Genomic DNA, 17349 nt, shown 5'->3' with positions numbered 1-17349 from the left:
CTTACGCAGGGTTATTGCGATAAGCCGAGGCGTTCGCCCTGATAGCGACCATCCAGAATGGCCTGCCACCAGGCAGGATTGGCCAGATACCATGCCACCGTTTTCCGCAGGCCACTTTCAAAGGTTTCCTGCGGCACCCAACCCAGTTCCTGCGCAATTTTACTGGCATCAATGGCATAGCGCTGATCGTGACCGGGGCGGTCCGTGACATAGGTAATCAGGTCGCGATAATGTGCCAGCCCGGCAGGTTTCTGCTCTGATGCCAGCTCCTCAAGCAGAGTACAGATAGTTTCGACCACCTCAATATTACGGCGCTCGTTATGACCGCCAATATTATAGGTTTCACCCGCTCGGCCATGGCTGACCACCTGATAAAGCGCGCGGGCATGATCTTCAACGTAAAGCCAGTCACGAATCTGCTGACCGTTGCCATATACCGGTAAGGCTCTGCCAGCCAGCGCGTTGATGATGGTCAGCGGGATTAACTTTTCCGGAAAGTGGCATGGGCCATAATTGTTTGAACAGTTGGTGACCAGCGTGGGTAGCCCGTAGGTGCGCAGCCAGGCACGCACCAGATGGTCGCTGCTGGCTTTACTGGCCGCATAGGGGCTACTTGGCGCATAAGGGGTTGTCTCTGTGAAGTAAGCATTGCTGTCATGCAGATCGCCAAAGACTTCATCGGTTGAGATATGGTGGAAAAGGAAAGCGGATTTGCGCGCATCCTGCAGCTTTTGCCAGTAAAAGCGCGCTGATTCCAGCAGCTGATAGGTACCGACAATATTGGTCTCGATAAAAGCCGCGGGTCCGTCAATTGAACGATCCACATGACTTTCAGCGGCGAGATGCATCACACAATCGGGCTGATAGCGGGCAAAAACCTGATCGATCGCCGGGCGATCACAGATGTCGATCCGTTCAAAATGCAGACGTGACGAGTCGGCAACACTGGCGAGGGAGGCCAGATTGCCGGCATAGCTGAGTTTATCGACGACGACGACCTGATGTTCGGTTTCTGCGATCAAAAAGCGCACCAGCGCCGAACCGATAAAACCGGCACCGCCGGTGATCAGAAAGCACTTCATCGCCAGACACCTTTGGTGTCGACAATCCAGTTCTGCTGCACGCGGGCGGCGTCGATGGCGCGGAAGGCGCGATGGTCGACCAGCATCACCAGAATATCGGCCTGCGCCAGCGCCTGCTCAGCCGACACCAGTTCCGCATGACCGGCGAGTGCGTCTGTCAGCTGCGCAATGTGGGGTTCAACCACCCAGGTTGTGCCACTGTGCCACTCGGCGATGTTCTGCGCCACGCCAATAGCCGGGCTTTCGCGCAGGTCGTCAATATTGGGTTTAAAGGCCAGGCCAAAACAGGCGATGGTGATATCGCTGGCGCGCTTGCCGGTCTGCGTCAGGCAGTCTGCCAGCGCCGTTTTTACCTGGTCCAGCACCCACTGCGGCTTGGCGTCATTGACCTCACGCGCGGTGCGGATCAGACGGGCCAGTTCAGGATTCTGCGCCACGATAAACCAGGGATCGACCGCGATACAGTGGCCGCCAACGCCCGGCCCCGGCTGCAGAATGTTAACGCGCGGATGGCGATTCGCCAGCGCAATCAGCTCCCAGACGTTAATGCCCTGATCGGCGCAAATCAGCGATAGCTCATTGGCAAAGGCGATATTCACGTCACGGAAGCTGTTTTCAGTCAGTTTGCACATCTCGGCGGTGCGGGCGTTGGTCTCCACGCATTCGCCTTTTAAAAACAGCCGGTAGAGTTCGCTGGCACGGGCGGAACAGGCGGGCGTCATGCCGCCGATAACCCGGTCGTTGTTAATCAGCTCAACCATAACCTGACCCGGCAGCACCCGCTCCGGGCAGTAGGCAACAAATACGTCAGGCGCTTCGTCCTGTTGAGGAAAGCACAGATCGGGCCGTGCCGCAGCCAGCCAGTCGGCCATCTGTTCGGTACTGCCAACCGGCGACGTCGATTCCAGAATCACCAGATCGCCTTTTTTCAGTACCGGCGCAATCGACTCTGCCGCCGCTTTCACAAAGCGCAGGTCGGGCTGATATCCATCTTTAAAGGGTGTCGGTACGGCAATCAGAAAGGCGTCGGCGGCTTCCGGCTGAGTGGTGGCACGCAGATCGCCGCGTGTGACGGCGGCATGGACGACCTGATCCAGATCGGGCTCCACGATGTGGATCGCGCCACGGTTGATGGTTTCTACGGCACGGGCGTTGATATCCACCCCCACCACTTTTTTTCCCTTTGAAGCAAAAACGGCTGCCGTCGGCAGCCCAATGTATCCCAGTCCAATCACGGAGATGGTTTCAAAACTCATAATTCGGCTCGGTTATCTTTTAAGGCTTGTAAAATACGACCACAGGCTTTGCCATCGCCATAGGGATTATGAGCGTGGCTCATCGCCTGCCAGGCCTCGTCGTCGCGCAGTAATTCACCGACACTCGCCACGATTCTGGCGATATCGGTTCCCACCAGTCTGACCGTCCCCGCGTCGACCGCTTCGGGGCGTTCGGTGGTATCACGCATCACCAGGACCGGTTTACCCAGCGAAGGCGCCTCCTCCTGGATACCGCCGGAGTCAGTGAGGATCAGCCAGGCACGGTTCATCAGCCAGACAAACGGCAGATACTCCTGGGGTTCGATCAGGATGATATTCTCAATGCCGCTGAGGATGCGGTTCACCGGCTCGCTGACATTGGGATTGAGATGCACCGGATAGACGATCTGCGCCTGCGGATGCTGACGGGCGATCTGCGCCAGCGCGCTGCAGATACGTTCAAAACCGCCGCCAAAACTTTCACGCCGATGGCCCGTGACCAGCACCAGTTTCTTAGCGGGATCGAGGAACGGATAGCGCGCTGCCAGCTCCGCATTCAGGCTGGTGTCATCCAGCACCCGATCGCGCACCCACAGCAGCGCATCAATGACCGTGTTGCCGGTCACGATAATTCGCGCATCCGGCAGATTCTCCTGCAGCAGATTCTGACGCGATCGGGCAGTAGGCGTGAAGTGCAGACGGGCAAGATGGCCGGTGAGTTTGCGGTTCCCCTCTTCCGGCCACGGCGACGCGAGATCGCCGGTGCGCAGCCCCGCCTCCACATGGCCGACAGGGATCTGCTGGTAAAAAGCCGCCAGGCTCGCCGCCAGCGTGGTGGTGGTATCACCATGTACCAGCACGATGTCCGGCTTAAAGTCGAGCAGGACGGTTTTCATCCCCTCCAGAATACGGCAGGTGATCTCGGTCAGTCCCTGCTCGGGACGCATGATATTGAGGTCGTAGTCCGGCTGCAGCCTGAACAGGCGCAGCACCTGGTCAAGCATTTCGCGATGCTGCGCCGTGACGCAGAGCCGCGACTCAAACGCAGGATCCTGCGCCAGCGCCTGAACCAGCGGGGCCATTTTAATGGCTTCCGGACGAGTACCAAATACGGTCAGAACTTTCACACTGTTTCTCTCAATCATGCGTGTCTGACATCAGACGCGGACGACGTGCCAGCGCCACACCGGCGCCTGTTAATGCGCCAACCGCACCCCACAGAATCATCATGAACAGACGTCGCGGGCTGTCACGGGAAACCGGCTCTTCCGGCGTACGCAGATAACGATAGGTCTGGAACTGGCTGTTCAGTTTTGGCCCCGCCTGCAGCGTTGCCAGCATTGCCCTGTTTTGATCATAGCTGATATCAAACGCCGGGCCGGTCGCGCGCAGGGTATCCAGTTGCCCCTGTAAAACCGGCTGCCCCAGCAGGAAGAGATCGCTGTCCGCCAGGTTTTCACCCGCTTCGCGCGTCTGTTTCTGACTGATGCCCTGCTGGCTGGCGATCTTCAGCGCCTGCTCAAGCCGATGCTGCTGGCGCTGGAAGACGGCATTCGCCACATCTTCCTGACGTTTTACCTGCGCCTGCAGCTGATTCGTGCGTGCCTGCCAGGCCCCTTTCAGCTCATCGTTCAGGTGACGCGCGGCGCGCTCACTGGCGTAGGCGATGTACTGACGCAGCAGATTATTGGCGTCGCCCGCAGTTTCGGCTTTAAGTCTGACGTTGTCGGGCAGATTATGCGCCGCGTCGGCGGGGGTGAAGAGAATATTGCCGATCATATCGTCGAGCAGGGCGGCATCGTTGTGCGCATTGCCCGTTTTCCGGCTTTTGTAGTAGTCGGTCTGCTGCCAGAACTCACGACGCGTATCCCAGGAGGCGAGCTGCATCGTGAACTCCTGATAGACCTCATCCATCACGGTCGGTGACGGCGCCGCCAGGGTCAATGCGTTGTTGCGCGCATCCAGGTTGGTCAGGAACTGCTGTTGCGCATAGTACGATCCCAGCATGTTGACCGTGGGTCGATCGGTGATCGCCGTGGTGCTCCAGACCTGTCTCATCAGCAGCGTGGCGAGCCAGGCGACCAGCGCAAACAGCAGCGCCAGCCCGACAATCCAGCGCTTACCGCGCCATAAACGGCAGCCAAAGCTGCGTATATCCAGTTCGTTGTCCACAACGTCAGAAGGCATGCCAGCATTATCCTTTATCAGCATCGGGTTCATTTGTTTTTAGCTTCGCGATAATGGCTCAGACGACGCTTGATGCGCCGCACACGTCGCGCCACACGCCACGCATGTTTCAGGCAGTAGCCGTAAACCATAAAAGCGCCCAGGAACAGCAGCAGCATTACCCATTCCGGGATGAACGCCAGATATTCACCCAGCACACCGATACCGGCCAGGATCGCCGCTGCCACGGTAATCAATACAAAGGCCTGACGCGAGCTGAAACCGGCTCGCATAATCAGATGGTGGATGTGCTGGCGGTCAGCCGAAAACGGACTCATGCCTTTACGCAGGCGACGATACATAATCGCCACCATGTCCATCAGGGGAATGGCAATCAGCCACAGCGCGGTCACAGGGGTAATGGGATGGCTCAGACCCTGGGTGGTTTCCAGCAGAATCCAGATAATGGTGAAACCGATCATGGTGCTGCCGGCATCGCCCATAAAGACCTTGAAGCGGCGTCCCAGGAAGCCGAGATTCAGCAGGATATAGGGCAGCGTGGCGGCGATCATCGCAAAACACCACATCGCGAGGCTGGTCTGGCCGTCGAAGTAGAGGATGATCCCCATCGCGGCAAATGTCACCGACGAGAGTCCGCCCAGCAGACCGTCAATGCCGTCTACCATGTTAAAGGCGTTAATTGCGGCCCAGACGGCAAACAGCGTCAGCACATAGCCGAAGGGCCCGACGATCAGCTCGATTGGCCCAACGATAAATCCCAGGCTGAGCAGGTAGAGCTTGGCACCAAACATCATCACCAGCGCGACAATGGCCTGCACGACCGCACGGATTTTAACGCTGATGTCGAAACGGTCATCCAGCGCCCCGACCAGCACCAGCACACCGGCACAGCCCAGATAGAGCAGCGCGTGGGGCAGATAGTAGTTGGTAATGGCGAACGTGAAGCAGATACCTGCGAACACAGAAATGCCGCCGACCAACGGAATCGCGCCATGGTGGCGTTTACGTGAGTTAGGCTTATCCACTAAACCAATTTTTTTAGCTGCTTTTCGAGCAAAAAAGAGGAAAGCCAAAGAAAAGAGAAAAATTAATCCAAGCTCAGTACTCATAGTGAGTAAATTCACGTTAAACGCTCTCAGCTAACATCCCGCACAACAATACGCGAAAAAGCTCGCCTGTCGCTGTGTCGGATTCCGAATTCTGCGTAAAGAGACAGACGAACGATTAAACCTTCGCCATCGCTACCACAGTCATTATAAATGCTCCTGCCAGTGTTCAATCCTATAGCTCATAAATGAAAAACGCCACGTTGAGACGTGGCGTCAGGTCGATTTTCTGCGCATCCGGACTAAAAAAGCCGAATCAAAGGTTCGGCCTGGCAGTTTCGGATTAAGAACGCTTCATCATGTCGAAGAATTCATCGTTGGTTTTGGTCATCGCCAGCTTGTTGATGAGGAACTCCATCGCGTCGATTTCGCCCATCGGGTGAATAATCTTGCGCAGGATCCACATCTTCTGCAGCTCTTCCTGAGAAGTCAGCAGCTCTTCTTTACGGGTACCGGAACGGTTGTAATCGATCGCCGGGAAGACACGTTTTTCAGCAATTTTACGCGCAAGGTGCAGTTCCATGTTACCTGTACCTTTAAACTCTTCGTAAATCACTTCATCCATCTTCGAACCGGTATCAACCAGCGCCGTTGCAATGATGGTCAGGCTGCCGCCCTCTTCCACGTTACGTGCCGCACCAAAGAAGCGCTTTGGACGATGCAGGGCGTTGGCATCCACACCACCTGTCAGAACTTTACCTGAAGCCGGTACGACGGTGTTGTAGGCGCGCGCCAGACGGGTAATGGAGTCAAGCAGGATGATAACGTCTTTCTTGTGCTCAACCAGACGCTTGGCCTTCTCGATCACCATTTCAGCAACCTGAACGTGGCGTGATGCAGGCTCATCAAAGGTCGAGGCGATGACTTCGCCTTTAACCAGACGCTGCATCTCGGTCACTTCTTCCGGACGTTCGTCAATCAGCAGCACCATCAGCACGCAGTCCGGGTAGTTGTACGCCAGGCTCTGCGCAATGTTCTGCAGCAGCATGGTTTTACCGGCTTTCGGCGGTGCCACGATCAGACCGCGCTGACCACGACCGATTGGCGAAGCCAGATCCAGTACGCGGGCGGTTAAATCTTCCGTTGAGCCATTACCCCGCTCCATACGCAGACGCTTGTTGGCGTGCAGCGGTGTGAGGTTTTCGAACAGAATCTTATTACGCGCATTCTCCGGCTTGTCATAGTTAACTTCGTTAACTTTCAGCAGTGCAAAATAACGCTCACCTTCTTTCGGTGGACGGATTTTGCCAGAGATGGTGTCACCAGTGCGGAGGTTGAAGCGGCGGATTTGGCTGGGGGAAACGTAGATATCATCAGGGCCGGCGAGGTAGGAGCTGTCTCCTGAACGGAGGAATCCAAATCCATCCTGAAGGATCTCCAGCACGCCATCACCGAAGATGTCTTCGCCGCTTTTCGCGTGCTGCTTCAGGATTGAAAAGATAATGTCCTGCTTGCGCATGCGAGCCTGATTTTCCAGCCCCATATTTTCGCCGAGAGTAATCAGCTCAGCAACCGGCGTATTCTTTAATTCGGTAAGATTCATAGTGATGGGTTCTTAAACTCGGGGTAATACTCGGAATGTTTGTCGTGAATGGTATGGCAATTAATCCATGCCGTTAATGGCTCTTTTCGGCGCTTCCCGACGATCATCGTATGGAATGGCGATCGGTATGCAGAAAGATGTCCGAATGTGATGCCAGAGTTGGAGCTAACCGTAAGATTGCTGAACCGTTCTCTCTTTAAAAGGTACAGTGCGACAGGGTTCAACAAGGGAAAACTTTTAGATGCTAACTACAGGGTAAGTGCGTAATGCAGTATGGGTAAATTAGCACGCCTGAAAGCGAACGTCCAGCAGCAGGAGATAAATTCACCACTGCCAGACGTTCAGCCCTGAATTACGCCAGATTAGCGTTCAGGAACTCTTTCAGCTGGCCTTTAGACAGCGCGCCCACTTTGGTCGCGGCAACTTCGCCATTTTTGAACAGCAGCAGCGTCGGGATACCACGAATGCCATACTTCGGTGCCGTGCCTGGGTTATCGTCAATATTCAGCTTAGCGATGGTCAGCTTGCCATCATACTCTTCTGCAACTTCATCAAGGATTGGCGCGATCATTTTGCAAGGACCACACCATTCAGCCCAGAAATCTACCAGTGTAACGCCGTCGGCTTTCAGCACGTCGGTGTCGAAACTGTCATCGGTCAGATGAACGATTTTATCGCTGCTCATGTTTTACTCCACAAGATTATGCCTGGCGAATTGGCGTAATATATACCAATGTAGGTTGACTTTATTTCATCGGATACGCTTTCGTAAAGCGATAGTAAGCTGATATTCTACCACACTATGAGCAAAACACACTTAACTGAACAGAAGTTTTCCGACTTCGCCCTGCACCCGAAAGTGGTGGAAGCCCTTGATAGTAAAGGCTTTCAGTACTGCACGCCGATTCAGGCGTTAGCTCTGCCTTTTACGCTTTCAGGGCGTGATGTCGCAGGCCAGGCGCAAACCGGTACCGGCAAAACGATGGCGTTTCTGACGTCAACGTTTCATCATCTTCTTTCTCATCCTGCGGCTGAAGGCCGGCAGGTAAACCAGCCACGGGCATTAATTCTTGCGCCGACGCGTGAACTTGCTGTGCAGATTCATGCGGATGCCGAACCCCTCACCGCCTCAACCGGCCTGAAACTGGGTCTCGCCTATGGCGGAGACGGTTACGACAAACAGCTGAAAGTGCTGGAACAGGGCGTTGATATTCTGGTCGCCACCACCGGTCGCCTGATCGATTATGCGAAGCAGAATCACGTCAATCTCAGCGCCATTCAGGTCATGGTGCTGGATGAAGCCGACCGCATGTTCGATCTCGGCTTTATCAAAGATATCCGCTGGCTGTTCCGTCGCATGCCGCCGGCCACTCAGCGTCTGAGCATGCTCTTCTCAGCTACGCTCTCTTATCGCGTCCGTGAGCTGGCATTCGAGCACATGAACAGTGCGGAATATGTGGAAGTGGAACCGGAGCAAAAAACCGGTCATCGCATTCAGGAAGAGCTTTTCTATCCGTCTAACGAAGAGAAAATGCGCCTGCTGCAGACGCTGCTCGAAGAAGAGTGGCCCGACCGTGCCATTGTTTTTGCTAACACCAAACACCGCTGTGAAGATATCTGGGGCCATCTGGCCGCCGATGGACATCGTGTTGGCCTGCTGACCGGCGACGTGGCTCAGAAGAAGCGTCTGCGCATTCTGGATGACTTCACCAAAGGTGATGTGGATATTCTGGTTGCTACCGACGTGGCTGCCCGTGGTCTGCACATTCCGGCGGTGACGCACGTCTTTAACTACGACCTGCCTGACGACTGTGAAGATTACGTTCACCGCATTGGCCGTACGGGTCGTGCCGGTGCCAGCGGACACTCAATTAGCCTGGCCTGTGAAGAGTACGCGCTGAATCTGCCGTCGATCGAAGAGTATATCGGTCACAGTATTCCGGTCAGCAAGTACAGCAGCGAAGCGCTGTTAACCGATTTACCGCCGCCTAAACGTCTGCAACGCAGCCGTTCCGGTAATGGCCCGCGTCGCGGGGGCAACAACGGCAATCGTCGCGGTGCACCACGCAACAACAACCGTAAACGTTCAGGTTAGGCCATCATGCTAAGCGCGTCGTCACTCTATGCAGCGATTGATTTAGGATCTAACAGCTTTCATATGTTGGTGGTGCGCGAGGTCTCTGGCAGTATCCAGACCGTTGCGAAAATTAAGCGCAAGGTTCGCCTTGCAGCCGGACTGGATAAAAATAACCTGTTGTCAGCCGAGGCGATGTCGCGCGGCTGGCAGTGCCTGAGACTCTTCTCTGAACAACTGCAGGATATTCCCCTCGATCAGATTCGCGTGGTGGCGACCGCCACGCTGCGTCTGGCGGCCAACGCGCAGACGTTCCTCGACACGGCTCAGCAGATCCTCGGCTGCCCCATCAACGTCATCAGCGGTGAGGAAGAGGCGCGCCTGATTTATCAGGGTGTGGCCCACACCACTGGCGGTTCCGATCAGCGTTTAGTGGTCGACATCGGCGGCGGCAGCACCGAGCTGGCGACCGGCGACGGCTCCCATGCTTCGGTGCTGTTCAGTCTGCCGATGGGCTGCGTCACCTGGCTGGAACGCTTCTTCAGCGACCGCCATCTGGCAAAAGAGAACTTTGATCAGGCAGAGCGCGCCGCACGGGCGATGATTCAGCCCATTGCCGCCCAATTGCGTGAGCAGGGCTGGCAGGCGTGCGTCGGTGCCTCCGGCACGGTTCAGGCGCTGCAGGAGATCATGGTCGCTCAGGGCATGGATGAGCGCATCACGCTGAATAAACTTCAGCAGCTGAAACAGCGCGCCATTCAGTGCGGCAAACTGGAAGAGCTGGAAATCGAAGGGCTGACGCTGGAGCGGGCACTGGTCTTCCCCAGCGGTCTGTCGATTCTGATCGCCATCTTCCAGGAGCTGAGTATCGACAGCATGACGCTGGCGGGCGGCGCCCTGCGCGAAGGGCTGGTCTACGGCATGCTGCATCTGCCCATCGATCGCGATATTCGCACCCGCACCCTGCACAACGTCCAGCGCCGTTTCAGCATTGATGTTGAACAGGCCGATCGCGTGCGTCAGCTGGCAGAGAGCTTTTTCCGCCAGGTTTCCACGCCGTGGAAGCTGGATCAACGCTGTCGTGAGCTGCTGATCAGCGCCTGCACGATCCACGAAATCGGCCTGAGCGTCGATTTCCGCCATGCACCACAGCATGCGGCCTACCTGGTGCGTCATCTCGACCTGCCCGGCTTCACCCCGGCGCAGAAGAAGCTGCTGGCCTGTTTACTGCAGAATCAGAGCGGCAGCATCGATCTGGCGCTGCTGGCCCAGCAGAATGCCCTGCCGCCGCGCCTGGCGGAACGGATGTGCCGTCTGCTGCGGCTGGCGATCATCTTCTCCACCCGTCGTCGCGATGACACCCTGCCTGCGGTCCGGCTTCAGGCGGACGATGATGCCCTGCATCTGACCCTGCCCGCGGGCTGGCTGGAGGCGCATCCGCTGCGCAATGAACTGCTTGAGCAGGAAAGCCATTATCAGTCTTACGTCCACTGGCTGTTAACGCTGTCGTAAGCCCGGCCCGGTGAGGCGAATGTCCATCGCCTCTCCGTTTTCCTGTCTTAACCCTTCTTCGCCTTATCCAGCATCGCTCTCAGCCCGGCAACCCGGCTCTGACCGGTTTTCATCCGCTCCTCGGCACTGACCACCTTGCGCTCGGTCTCCCACTGCAGATCGTCCTGCGGCAGCTCCAGCAGAAAACGACTCGGTTCAGGCCGGACCAGCTCGCCATACTGCCGGCGTTCGCGGCACAGGGTAAAGGTCAGCTCTTTCTGCGCCCGGGTGATACCGACGTAAGCCAGACGGCGCTCCTCTTCGATATTGTGCTCATCGATGCTGCTCTGATGCGGCAGCAGCCCCTCTTCCATCCCGACGAGGAAGACATAGGGGAACTCCAGCCCTTTTGAGGCGTGCAGCGTCATCAGCTGCACCTGATCCAGCTCCTCATCGCTTTCGCCGCGCTCCATCATGTCGCGCAGGGTAAAGCGGGTGACAACCTGCGCCAGGGTCATCGGCTCGTCGATATCGCTGCCTTCAAGCATTTCGGTCATCCACTGAAACAGCGTATTGACGTTCTTCATCCGCATCTCGGCGGCTTTCGGGCTGCCAGAGGTTTCGAACAGCCAGCTCTCATAGTCGATGCCGCGGATCAGATCGCGGACGGCGTTGACCGGTTCACGTTCGGCCAGCTGGATAATCTCATTCAGCCAGTGGGTAAACCGCTGCAGGTGCTCCAGGCCGCGCCCGGTAAGCGTCTGCCCCAGCCCGACATCAAAGCTGGCGTTAAACAGGCTTTTACTGCGCAGGCTGGCCCACTCACCGAGCTTCTGCAGCGTGGCCGGGCCAATCTCGCGGCGCGGCGTGTTCACGATGCGCAGAAACGCGCTGTCATCCTCGGGATTGGTCAGCACGCGCAGATAGGCGAGCAGATCTTTGATCTCCGGTCGTGAGAAGAACGAGGTACCGCCCGAGATGCGATAGGGGATGCGGTTCTGCATCAGGAACTTTTCAAAGGTTCGCGACTGATGATTGCCCCGGTAAAGGATCGCGTAATCTTTATACTGCGTCCGGTTGATAAAGTGGTGCGCGATCAGTTCGCCGGTCACCCGTTCGGCTTCGTGCTCCTCGCTGTTGGCGGTCAGCACCTTGAGTTCGCTGCCCTGCCCCAGCTCCGAAAAGAGACGCTTTTCAAAGACGTGCGGATTATTGGCGATCAGGATGTTTGCCGCTTTCAGAATGCGCTGCGATGAGCGGTAGTTCTGCTCCAGCTTCACCACCTCCAGCGCCGGGAAATCCTGACTCAGCAGCACCAGATTCTGCGGCCGTGCGCCGCGCCAGGAGTAGATCGACTGGTCATCGTCGCCCACCACCGTGAAGCGGGCCCGCGCGCCGACCAGCAGCTTTACCAGCTCATACTGGCTGGTGTTGGTATCCTGATACTCATCCACCAGCAGGTAACGGATACGCTGCTGCCAGCGTTCACGCACCTCCGGATTACGCTGCAGCAGCAGCGTTGGCAGCAGAATCAGGTCGTCAAAGTCCAGCACGTTGCACGATTTGAGATGCTGGCTGTAGAGGGCGTAACAGTGGGCAAAGATATGATCCTGCTGCGATCGCGCCTGCGCGGTGGCGGTTGGCGGATCGACCAGATCGTTCTTCCAGTTTGAGATGGTAGAGATCAGCTGCTGCAACAGCGTCTTATCCTCTTCCAGCCACTCTTTCGTCAGCTCTTTCAGCAGCGCGAGCTGATCCTGATCGTCGAACAGCGAGAAGTTGGACTTCATGCCCAGCGCCGCCGTTTCGCGCTTGATGATCTCAAGACCCAGCGTATGGAACGTCGAGATCAGCAGGCCGCGCGCCTCTTTGCGGCCCAGGGTCTGCGCCACACGCTCTTTCATTTCGCGCGACGCCTTGTTGGTAAAGGTCACCGCCGCGATATGGCGCGCCTGATAGCCGCACTCACGAATCAGATGGGCAATTTTATTGGTAATCACGCGGGTTTTACCTGACCCCGCGCCCGCCAGCACCAGACAGGGACCGGTAACAAATTCGACGGCACGTTGTTGGCTGGGGTTTAAACGCATAGAAGAAATCGCCTGATTGAATCAAAAGAAAGGGGTTTATACTGGGCGGCAATTATACACAACCGAGATACCAACATGGCGAAAACCGCGGCGGCTTTACACATCCTGGTCAAAGAGGAAGCGCTGGCAAAAGAGATTCTGGCGAAACTGGCGAAAGGCGGCAATTTCCAGCAGCTGGCAAAGAAACACTCAACCTGCCCTTCCGGCCGGAAGGGGGGGGATCTGGGGGAGTTCCGTCAGGGACAGATGGTACCGGCCTTTGATAAAGCGGTCTTTACCTGCCCGCTGCTGACGCCTTACGGGCCGGTAAAAACCAGCTTTGGTTACCACATTATCAAAGTGCTCTACCGCAACTGATCACTTCTTCTGCTTCATCTGCTGCAGTACGGTGCTGCACTGGTTATCTTCATTGTCGCTGGGGGAGATCAGTGCCAGCAGCGCGGCGGCCGGGCCGACTACCGCGCCCAGCGCCACGGCTGCGGCACCGCGCGCCAGCAGCGGCCCCGTTTTAACGCCCGCGTCAGGATTTTTAAACGTGCCGCGCACATAGAGCGGCGAACGCAGCGTCACGATACGGATGCCTTTACTCTCGGGATTGACCGAGAGATCCAGCCGCTCACTGGCAAAGTTCGCGTTGCCTGACACGTTGATGATCGCGTTCTCGGTATCGAACACAAACAGGCTGGGCGTCGCCAGACCGTTCTGCAGCCGGATATCCGTGGCGGCGCAGTTGATCCGCACCTGATCATCGCCAAACAGTTTGCCCACCAGATAGTTACCGACGTTCAGGCCAGCGATCTCCATCAGGCTGCGGCTGATCAGGCCATCGTTCATCAGCAGCTTAAGCTGGCCGTTGCTGGTCGCCAGCAGGTCGGCTACCGAGTTCCCTGTGCCGGTGAAGCTGGCGTCGCCATTAAGCTGGCCGAGGCTGTTCTGCATCGCCTGCACATCCGGGAACATCTGACGCAGGCGCAGCTTACGCGCATGCAGATCCACGCGCCCGCGCATCGGTGAGCGACTGCCCTCAAGACGGATAGTGCTGTTCAGGTTGCCGCCTGCTACACCAAAGCGCAGCGGATCCAGCAGCAGGTCACCGTTTTTCATCTGCAGATGGGTATAAAGATCGCTTAACGGCAGCGAATTGCTGTGTTCGATACGTTTGCCGCTGAACTTCACGTCGGCATCCATCACGTCCCAGCTTTTGGTCTCAAACTTATCGTGCGGCAGTACGCGGTCGGCAGGCTGATTCGATTTCTCACCGCGCCGGGCCTTCGCCTGCGCCGTTTTCTCGCTGCCTTTGCCAGAGTCCACACCAATCAACGGCCCCAGATCGGCTATCCGCAGCTGCTCAGAGGTCAGCTCGCCACTGAGGGTCGGGCGGGGTTTGACCTGACTGTAGACCAGCGAACCGTGAATATCGCTGTCACCAATGTGGCCGTTGAATTTTTCATAACGGTAGACCGCGCCCTTTTTGCCGTTGAATTTTGCGATCAGATGACCATCGGTTTCATACGGCGGGGTGTCCGGCAACAGCACGCCGGTCAGACCGTACAGGTTCGCCAGCGTATCGCCAGAGAAACGCAGCCGCACGTTCAGGCCGCCGAGGTTCATCGGATCCTGCAGGCCACCGGTCACCTGAACGCGGGTGGTGCCATTGCGGACATCGGCCTGAATCGGGAACGGGGTGTTCTGGCTGCGCAGCGACAGCATGCCGCCGATCTTCCCTTCGCCACTGAGCTTCTCGTTGTTGTAGCGGCCATTAGCCTTCCAGCCAAAGACGAAGTCGCCCGCGCCCTTCTGCTGGTCGTCGCCGCCGGCGATCTGCGCGTAAGGCACCGGTTTACCCAGCGGATTGATCTGAACGGTGACGTCCGCGCGGTTAACTGCATCGCGATAGCGAATCTGCCCCTGGTCAAACAGAATGTTATCCAGGCGGAATGACCAGGCGGAGGGCGTTTTCGCCTTCTCATCGCTGTCACTGCTGGCGAGGTCGAACGTCCAGTTGTTCTTCTTATCGGCCGTCTGGATCAGCCGGGCATCAGGCCGCTGCAGTTTAATCCAGGGGATAAACAGCTCTTTATGCAGCAGCGAGAGCGGGGAGAGCGTCGCATCGGCCCGCTGCAGATGCACCATGGTCACGTCAGGAATGCCGGGCGGATTGCCCAGCATGATATCTTCCGCATGCAGCTGCGGCCACGGCACCCAACGCCGCCAGCCTGACTCGTCACGATGACGCACCCAGTCGACACCCAGATCCCCCCGAATCGCAAAGGGCCGGTTTAACTCGGTCGAGACTTTCTGGTTGATGGTGGGTTTCAGGCGATTCCAGTCAAAGGTGGCGATGATGACGATGATCACCACAATCAACAGCACCAGAATTCCCACAACCCAGCTGACTATTTTCCCGGTACGCGACATTACGCTTTCTCCTTGCACATTCACGGTCTGGGTTAAAGATAGTCGAGACCACGGCTAACGGCATCAGGGAAGCTGGAGAGTAAGGTGATTCAGTTCGGGAAACGGAACCGGCCGCGAAAAGTAGTAGCCCTGCGCCGCAATCGCTGACGAGGCTTTAACCTGCTGCCACTGCGCTTCAGTTTCGACACCCTCCACGATGACACCATTGCAGTAGCGATTGATCAGCGCCAGCAGCATCGGATACATGCCCCGCCCTTCATCACTGCTGTCCAGCAGCATAAACAGGTCGCGCGATAACTTAATGTAATCATACTGCAGCTCCGTCAGCGCCGAAAAATTGGCCATCCCCGAGCCAAAATCATCCAGCCACAGAGGGCCCAGTTCCGTTATCTTTGCGACTTTCTCCGGCTGCGGCAGCGCCTGATGCTCGGTCAGCTCAAAACGGAGCCAGGGCAGGCGGGCGATCAGGCGGCGAATCGCGGGTCGGTGCTGAATGGCGAGCAGAGAAGGCCCGTCGATGTTGACCGAAGCCATCACCGCATGGCGCTCAAAAAAGGATGACCACTGCGTGAGCAGATCCAGCTGCTCATGCACCACGTTCAGGCGCTGCGCGACATCGAGCCCGGCAAACCAGGCTTCGGGAGAGAGCGGCTGGTCCGGCGCGGCGGGATGAGCCACGGCGGTCAGCAGCTCAATGGCGAGCAACCGGCCGCTTACCCGGTAGATAGGCTGAAAGCGATAGTGCCGCTGACATTGTTGCCAGAAGAGCGGGCTTCCGGGGCAGTGATTGAGGTCAGTTGAAGACGGCAGCCTCTGAAGAATACTCTCCATTACCATTTTTTTTCCTGGTGGGTAACTGGTCCCCAAAACGGGTGACGCTGCCGCGATTATCGGGGTTGCCTGTGATAATGCGATGAACAGCCCGGCCACATTAAACCGGGAGTTTATCAGCCATTTCGTTAAGATAATCGGCAAAACAGGCCGGAATTAGCCGCGCTTATCTGCCAGATCGGCACTATTCAGCATCTTAAGCTAAATTAAAACGCTGTTTTAAAAACGTTGACGTCTGCCATACCAGACGCGAGACTAGCGTGATATTTCACTGGGGGTTCCGAGCCATGACGCAAAAGAAAATCGCCATCATCGGCGAATGCATGATTGAGTTGTCTGAAAAGGGTGAGAACATTAAACGCGGTTTCGGCGGCGATACGCTTAACACCGCCGTCTACCTCGCCCGCCAGGTTGATGAACGGCAGTTGCGGGTCGATTATGTTACCGCACTGGGAACCGATTCGTTCAGCGACCAGATGATCGCCGCCTGGCAGCAGGAGCAGATCAACACCGACCTGATCCAGCGTCTCAGCAACAAAATGCCGGGACTCTATGTCATTGAAACGGATGCCGACGGTGAACGCACATTTTGGTACTGGCGCAGCGATGCGGCAGCGCGTTACTGGCTCGACAGCCCGCAGTCGGCGGCGATCGCCGAACAGCTTACCCACTACGATTACCTCTATCTCAGCGGCATCAGCCTGGCGATTCTACCGTCAGCGAGTCGTGACCGGCTGATGGCGCTGCTGGCGCGCTGCCGGGCAAACGGCGGTCAGGTGATTTTCGATAACAACTACCGCCCGCGGCTCTGGACCGATCGGCTTAGCGCACAGGCCGCCTATCGCGCAATGCTCAGTCACACCGATATCGCCTTCCTGACGCTGGATGATGAACATCTGCTGTGGGGCGAACAGCCGCTGGATGAGGTTATCGCCCGGACGCGCCAGGCGGGTGTCCGCGAGATCGTGATTAAGCGGGGCGCAGACGCCTGCCTGGTGGCGCTTGATGATGCGCCGCTGATCGAAGTTCCTGCGCTCCGCCTGGCGAAGGAGAAGGTAATCGACACCACCGCAGCCGGTGATTCGTTCAGCGCCGGTTATCTGGCGCGCCGTCTGACCGGTGCCGCCGCAGACGCCGCCGCGCAGCGCGGACACCAGCTTGCCAGCACCGTGATCCAGCATCGCGGGGCGATTATCCCGGCGGAGGCGATGCCTGACTGACAGGCGGGCAGCCAGCGTTGTTGCACGAGGCTGGGACAGCCGCTATGCCAG

The 17349-nt window shown here is 57.3% G+C and carries 14 protein-coding genes; 4 read left to right on the top strand and 10 right to left on the bottom strand.

Going from position 1 to position 17349, the window contains the following annotated elements; genetic code table 11:
• Positions 1 to 11 precede the first annotated feature (11 nt).
• The 7 genes from rfbB to trxA form a co-directional block, all read right to left on the bottom strand.
• Positions 12 to 1082 (bottom strand): dTDP-glucose 4,6-dehydratase, encoded by a 1071-nt coding sequence (gene rfbB / locus AB1748_RS02650; protein WP_367395972.1) that lies wholly within the window; start codon positions 1080 to 1082, stop codon positions 12 to 14.
• Positions 1079 to 2338, bottom strand: coding sequence for a UDP-N-acetyl-D-mannosamine dehydrogenase (gene wecC, locus AB1748_RS02645; protein ID WP_367395971.1), 1260 nt, complete (start codon positions 2336 to 2338; stop codon positions 1079 to 1081). The genes rfbB and wecC overlap by 4 nt, the downstream gene beginning before the upstream one ends.
• Entirely contained in the window at positions 2335 to 3465 is a 1131-nt protein-coding gene (gene wecB, locus AB1748_RS02640; protein WP_111139463.1) for a non-hydrolyzing UDP-N-acetylglucosamine 2-epimerase, read from the bottom strand. The genes wecC and wecB overlap by 4 nt, the downstream gene beginning before the upstream one ends.
• A gap of 10 nt (positions 3466 to 3475) precedes the next feature.
• A complete protein-coding gene (wzzE, locus tag AB1748_RS02635) occupies positions 3476 to 4525 on the bottom strand; it encodes an ECA polysaccharide chain length modulation protein (RefSeq protein ID WP_293770630.1) in 1050 nt (349 codons plus the stop codon).
• Between the two features lie 29 nt (positions 4526 to 4554).
• Positions 4555 to 5634: a UDP-N-acetylglucosamine--undecaprenyl-phosphate N-acetylglucosaminephosphotransferase gene (wecA, locus tag AB1748_RS02630; RefSeq protein WP_111139455.1), complete on the bottom strand. Its 1080-nt coding sequence runs from the start codon at positions 5632 to 5634 to the stop codon at positions 4555 to 4557.
• 280 nt (positions 5635 to 5914) lie between these two features.
• Positions 5915 to 7174: a transcription termination factor Rho gene (gene rho / locus AB1748_RS02625; protein ID WP_003851960.1), complete on the bottom strand. Its 1260-nt coding sequence runs from the start codon at positions 7172 to 7174 to the stop codon at positions 5915 to 5917.
• A gap of 352 nt (positions 7175 to 7526) precedes the next feature.
• Positions 7527 to 7859, bottom strand: coding sequence for a thioredoxin TrxA (gene trxA, locus AB1748_RS02620; protein ID WP_003851963.1), 333 nt, complete (start codon positions 7857 to 7859; stop codon positions 7527 to 7529).
• Positions 7860 to 7976: 117 nt separating this feature from the next.
• Between trxA and rhlB the strand changes: the two genes are divergently transcribed.
• The gene (gene rhlB / locus AB1748_RS02615) at positions 7977 to 9269 is read left to right on the top strand and encodes an ATP-dependent RNA helicase RhlB (protein ID WP_293770634.1); all 1293 of its coding nucleotides are present in this window, start codon (positions 7977 to 7979) and stop codon (positions 9267 to 9269) included.
• Positions 9270 to 9275: 6 nt separating this feature from the next.
• Complete coding sequence (gene ppx, locus AB1748_RS02610; protein ID WP_111139453.1) at positions 9276 to 10760, top strand: exopolyphosphatase; 1485 nt, start codon at positions 9276 to 9278, stop codon at positions 10758 to 10760.
• A 47-nt stretch (positions 10761 to 10807) separates the two neighbouring features.
• Here ppx and rep read toward each other — a convergent pair whose 3' ends face one another.
• Positions 10808 to 12829, bottom strand: coding sequence for a DNA helicase Rep (gene rep / locus AB1748_RS02605; protein ID WP_293770635.1), 2022 nt, complete (start codon positions 12827 to 12829; stop codon positions 10808 to 10810).
• A gap of 75 nt (positions 12830 to 12904) precedes the next feature.
• Here rep and ppiC point away from each other — a divergent pair, with 75 nt between their 5' ends.
• Complete coding sequence (gene ppiC, locus AB1748_RS02600; protein WP_111139451.1) at positions 12905 to 13186, top strand: peptidylprolyl isomerase PpiC; 282 nt, start codon at positions 12905 to 12907, stop codon at positions 13184 to 13186.
• On the opposite strand, the gene AB1748_RS02595 is transcribed toward ppiC, so the two are convergent.
• The gene (locus AB1748_RS02595) at positions 13187 to 15247 is read right to left on the bottom strand and encodes an AsmA family protein (RefSeq protein WP_367395970.1); all 2061 of its coding nucleotides are present in this window, start codon (positions 15245 to 15247) and stop codon (positions 13187 to 13189) included. It abuts the gene before it with no gap.
• Between the two features lie 63 nt (positions 15248 to 15310).
• Positions 15311 to 16084 (bottom strand): cyclic-guanylate-specific phosphodiesterase, encoded by a 774-nt coding sequence (gene pdeH, locus AB1748_RS02590; protein WP_111139449.1) that lies wholly within the window; start codon positions 16082 to 16084, stop codon positions 15311 to 15313.
• Between the two features lie 281 nt (positions 16085 to 16365).
• Between pdeH and AB1748_RS02585 the strand changes: the two genes are divergently transcribed.
• Complete coding sequence (locus tag AB1748_RS02585; protein WP_111139448.1) at positions 16366 to 17298, top strand: sugar kinase; 933 nt, start codon at positions 16366 to 16368, stop codon at positions 17296 to 17298.
• Positions 17299 to 17349 lie beyond the last annotated feature (51 nt).

Source organism: Pantoea sp. Ep11b, assembly GCF_040783975.1.
Classification (GTDB): domain Bacteria; phylum Pseudomonadota; class Gammaproteobacteria; order Enterobacterales; family Enterobacteriaceae; genus Pantoea.
The sequence above is the reverse complement of the archived record's forward strand: the minus strand, read 5'-3'. Positions and strand labels throughout refer to the sequence as shown.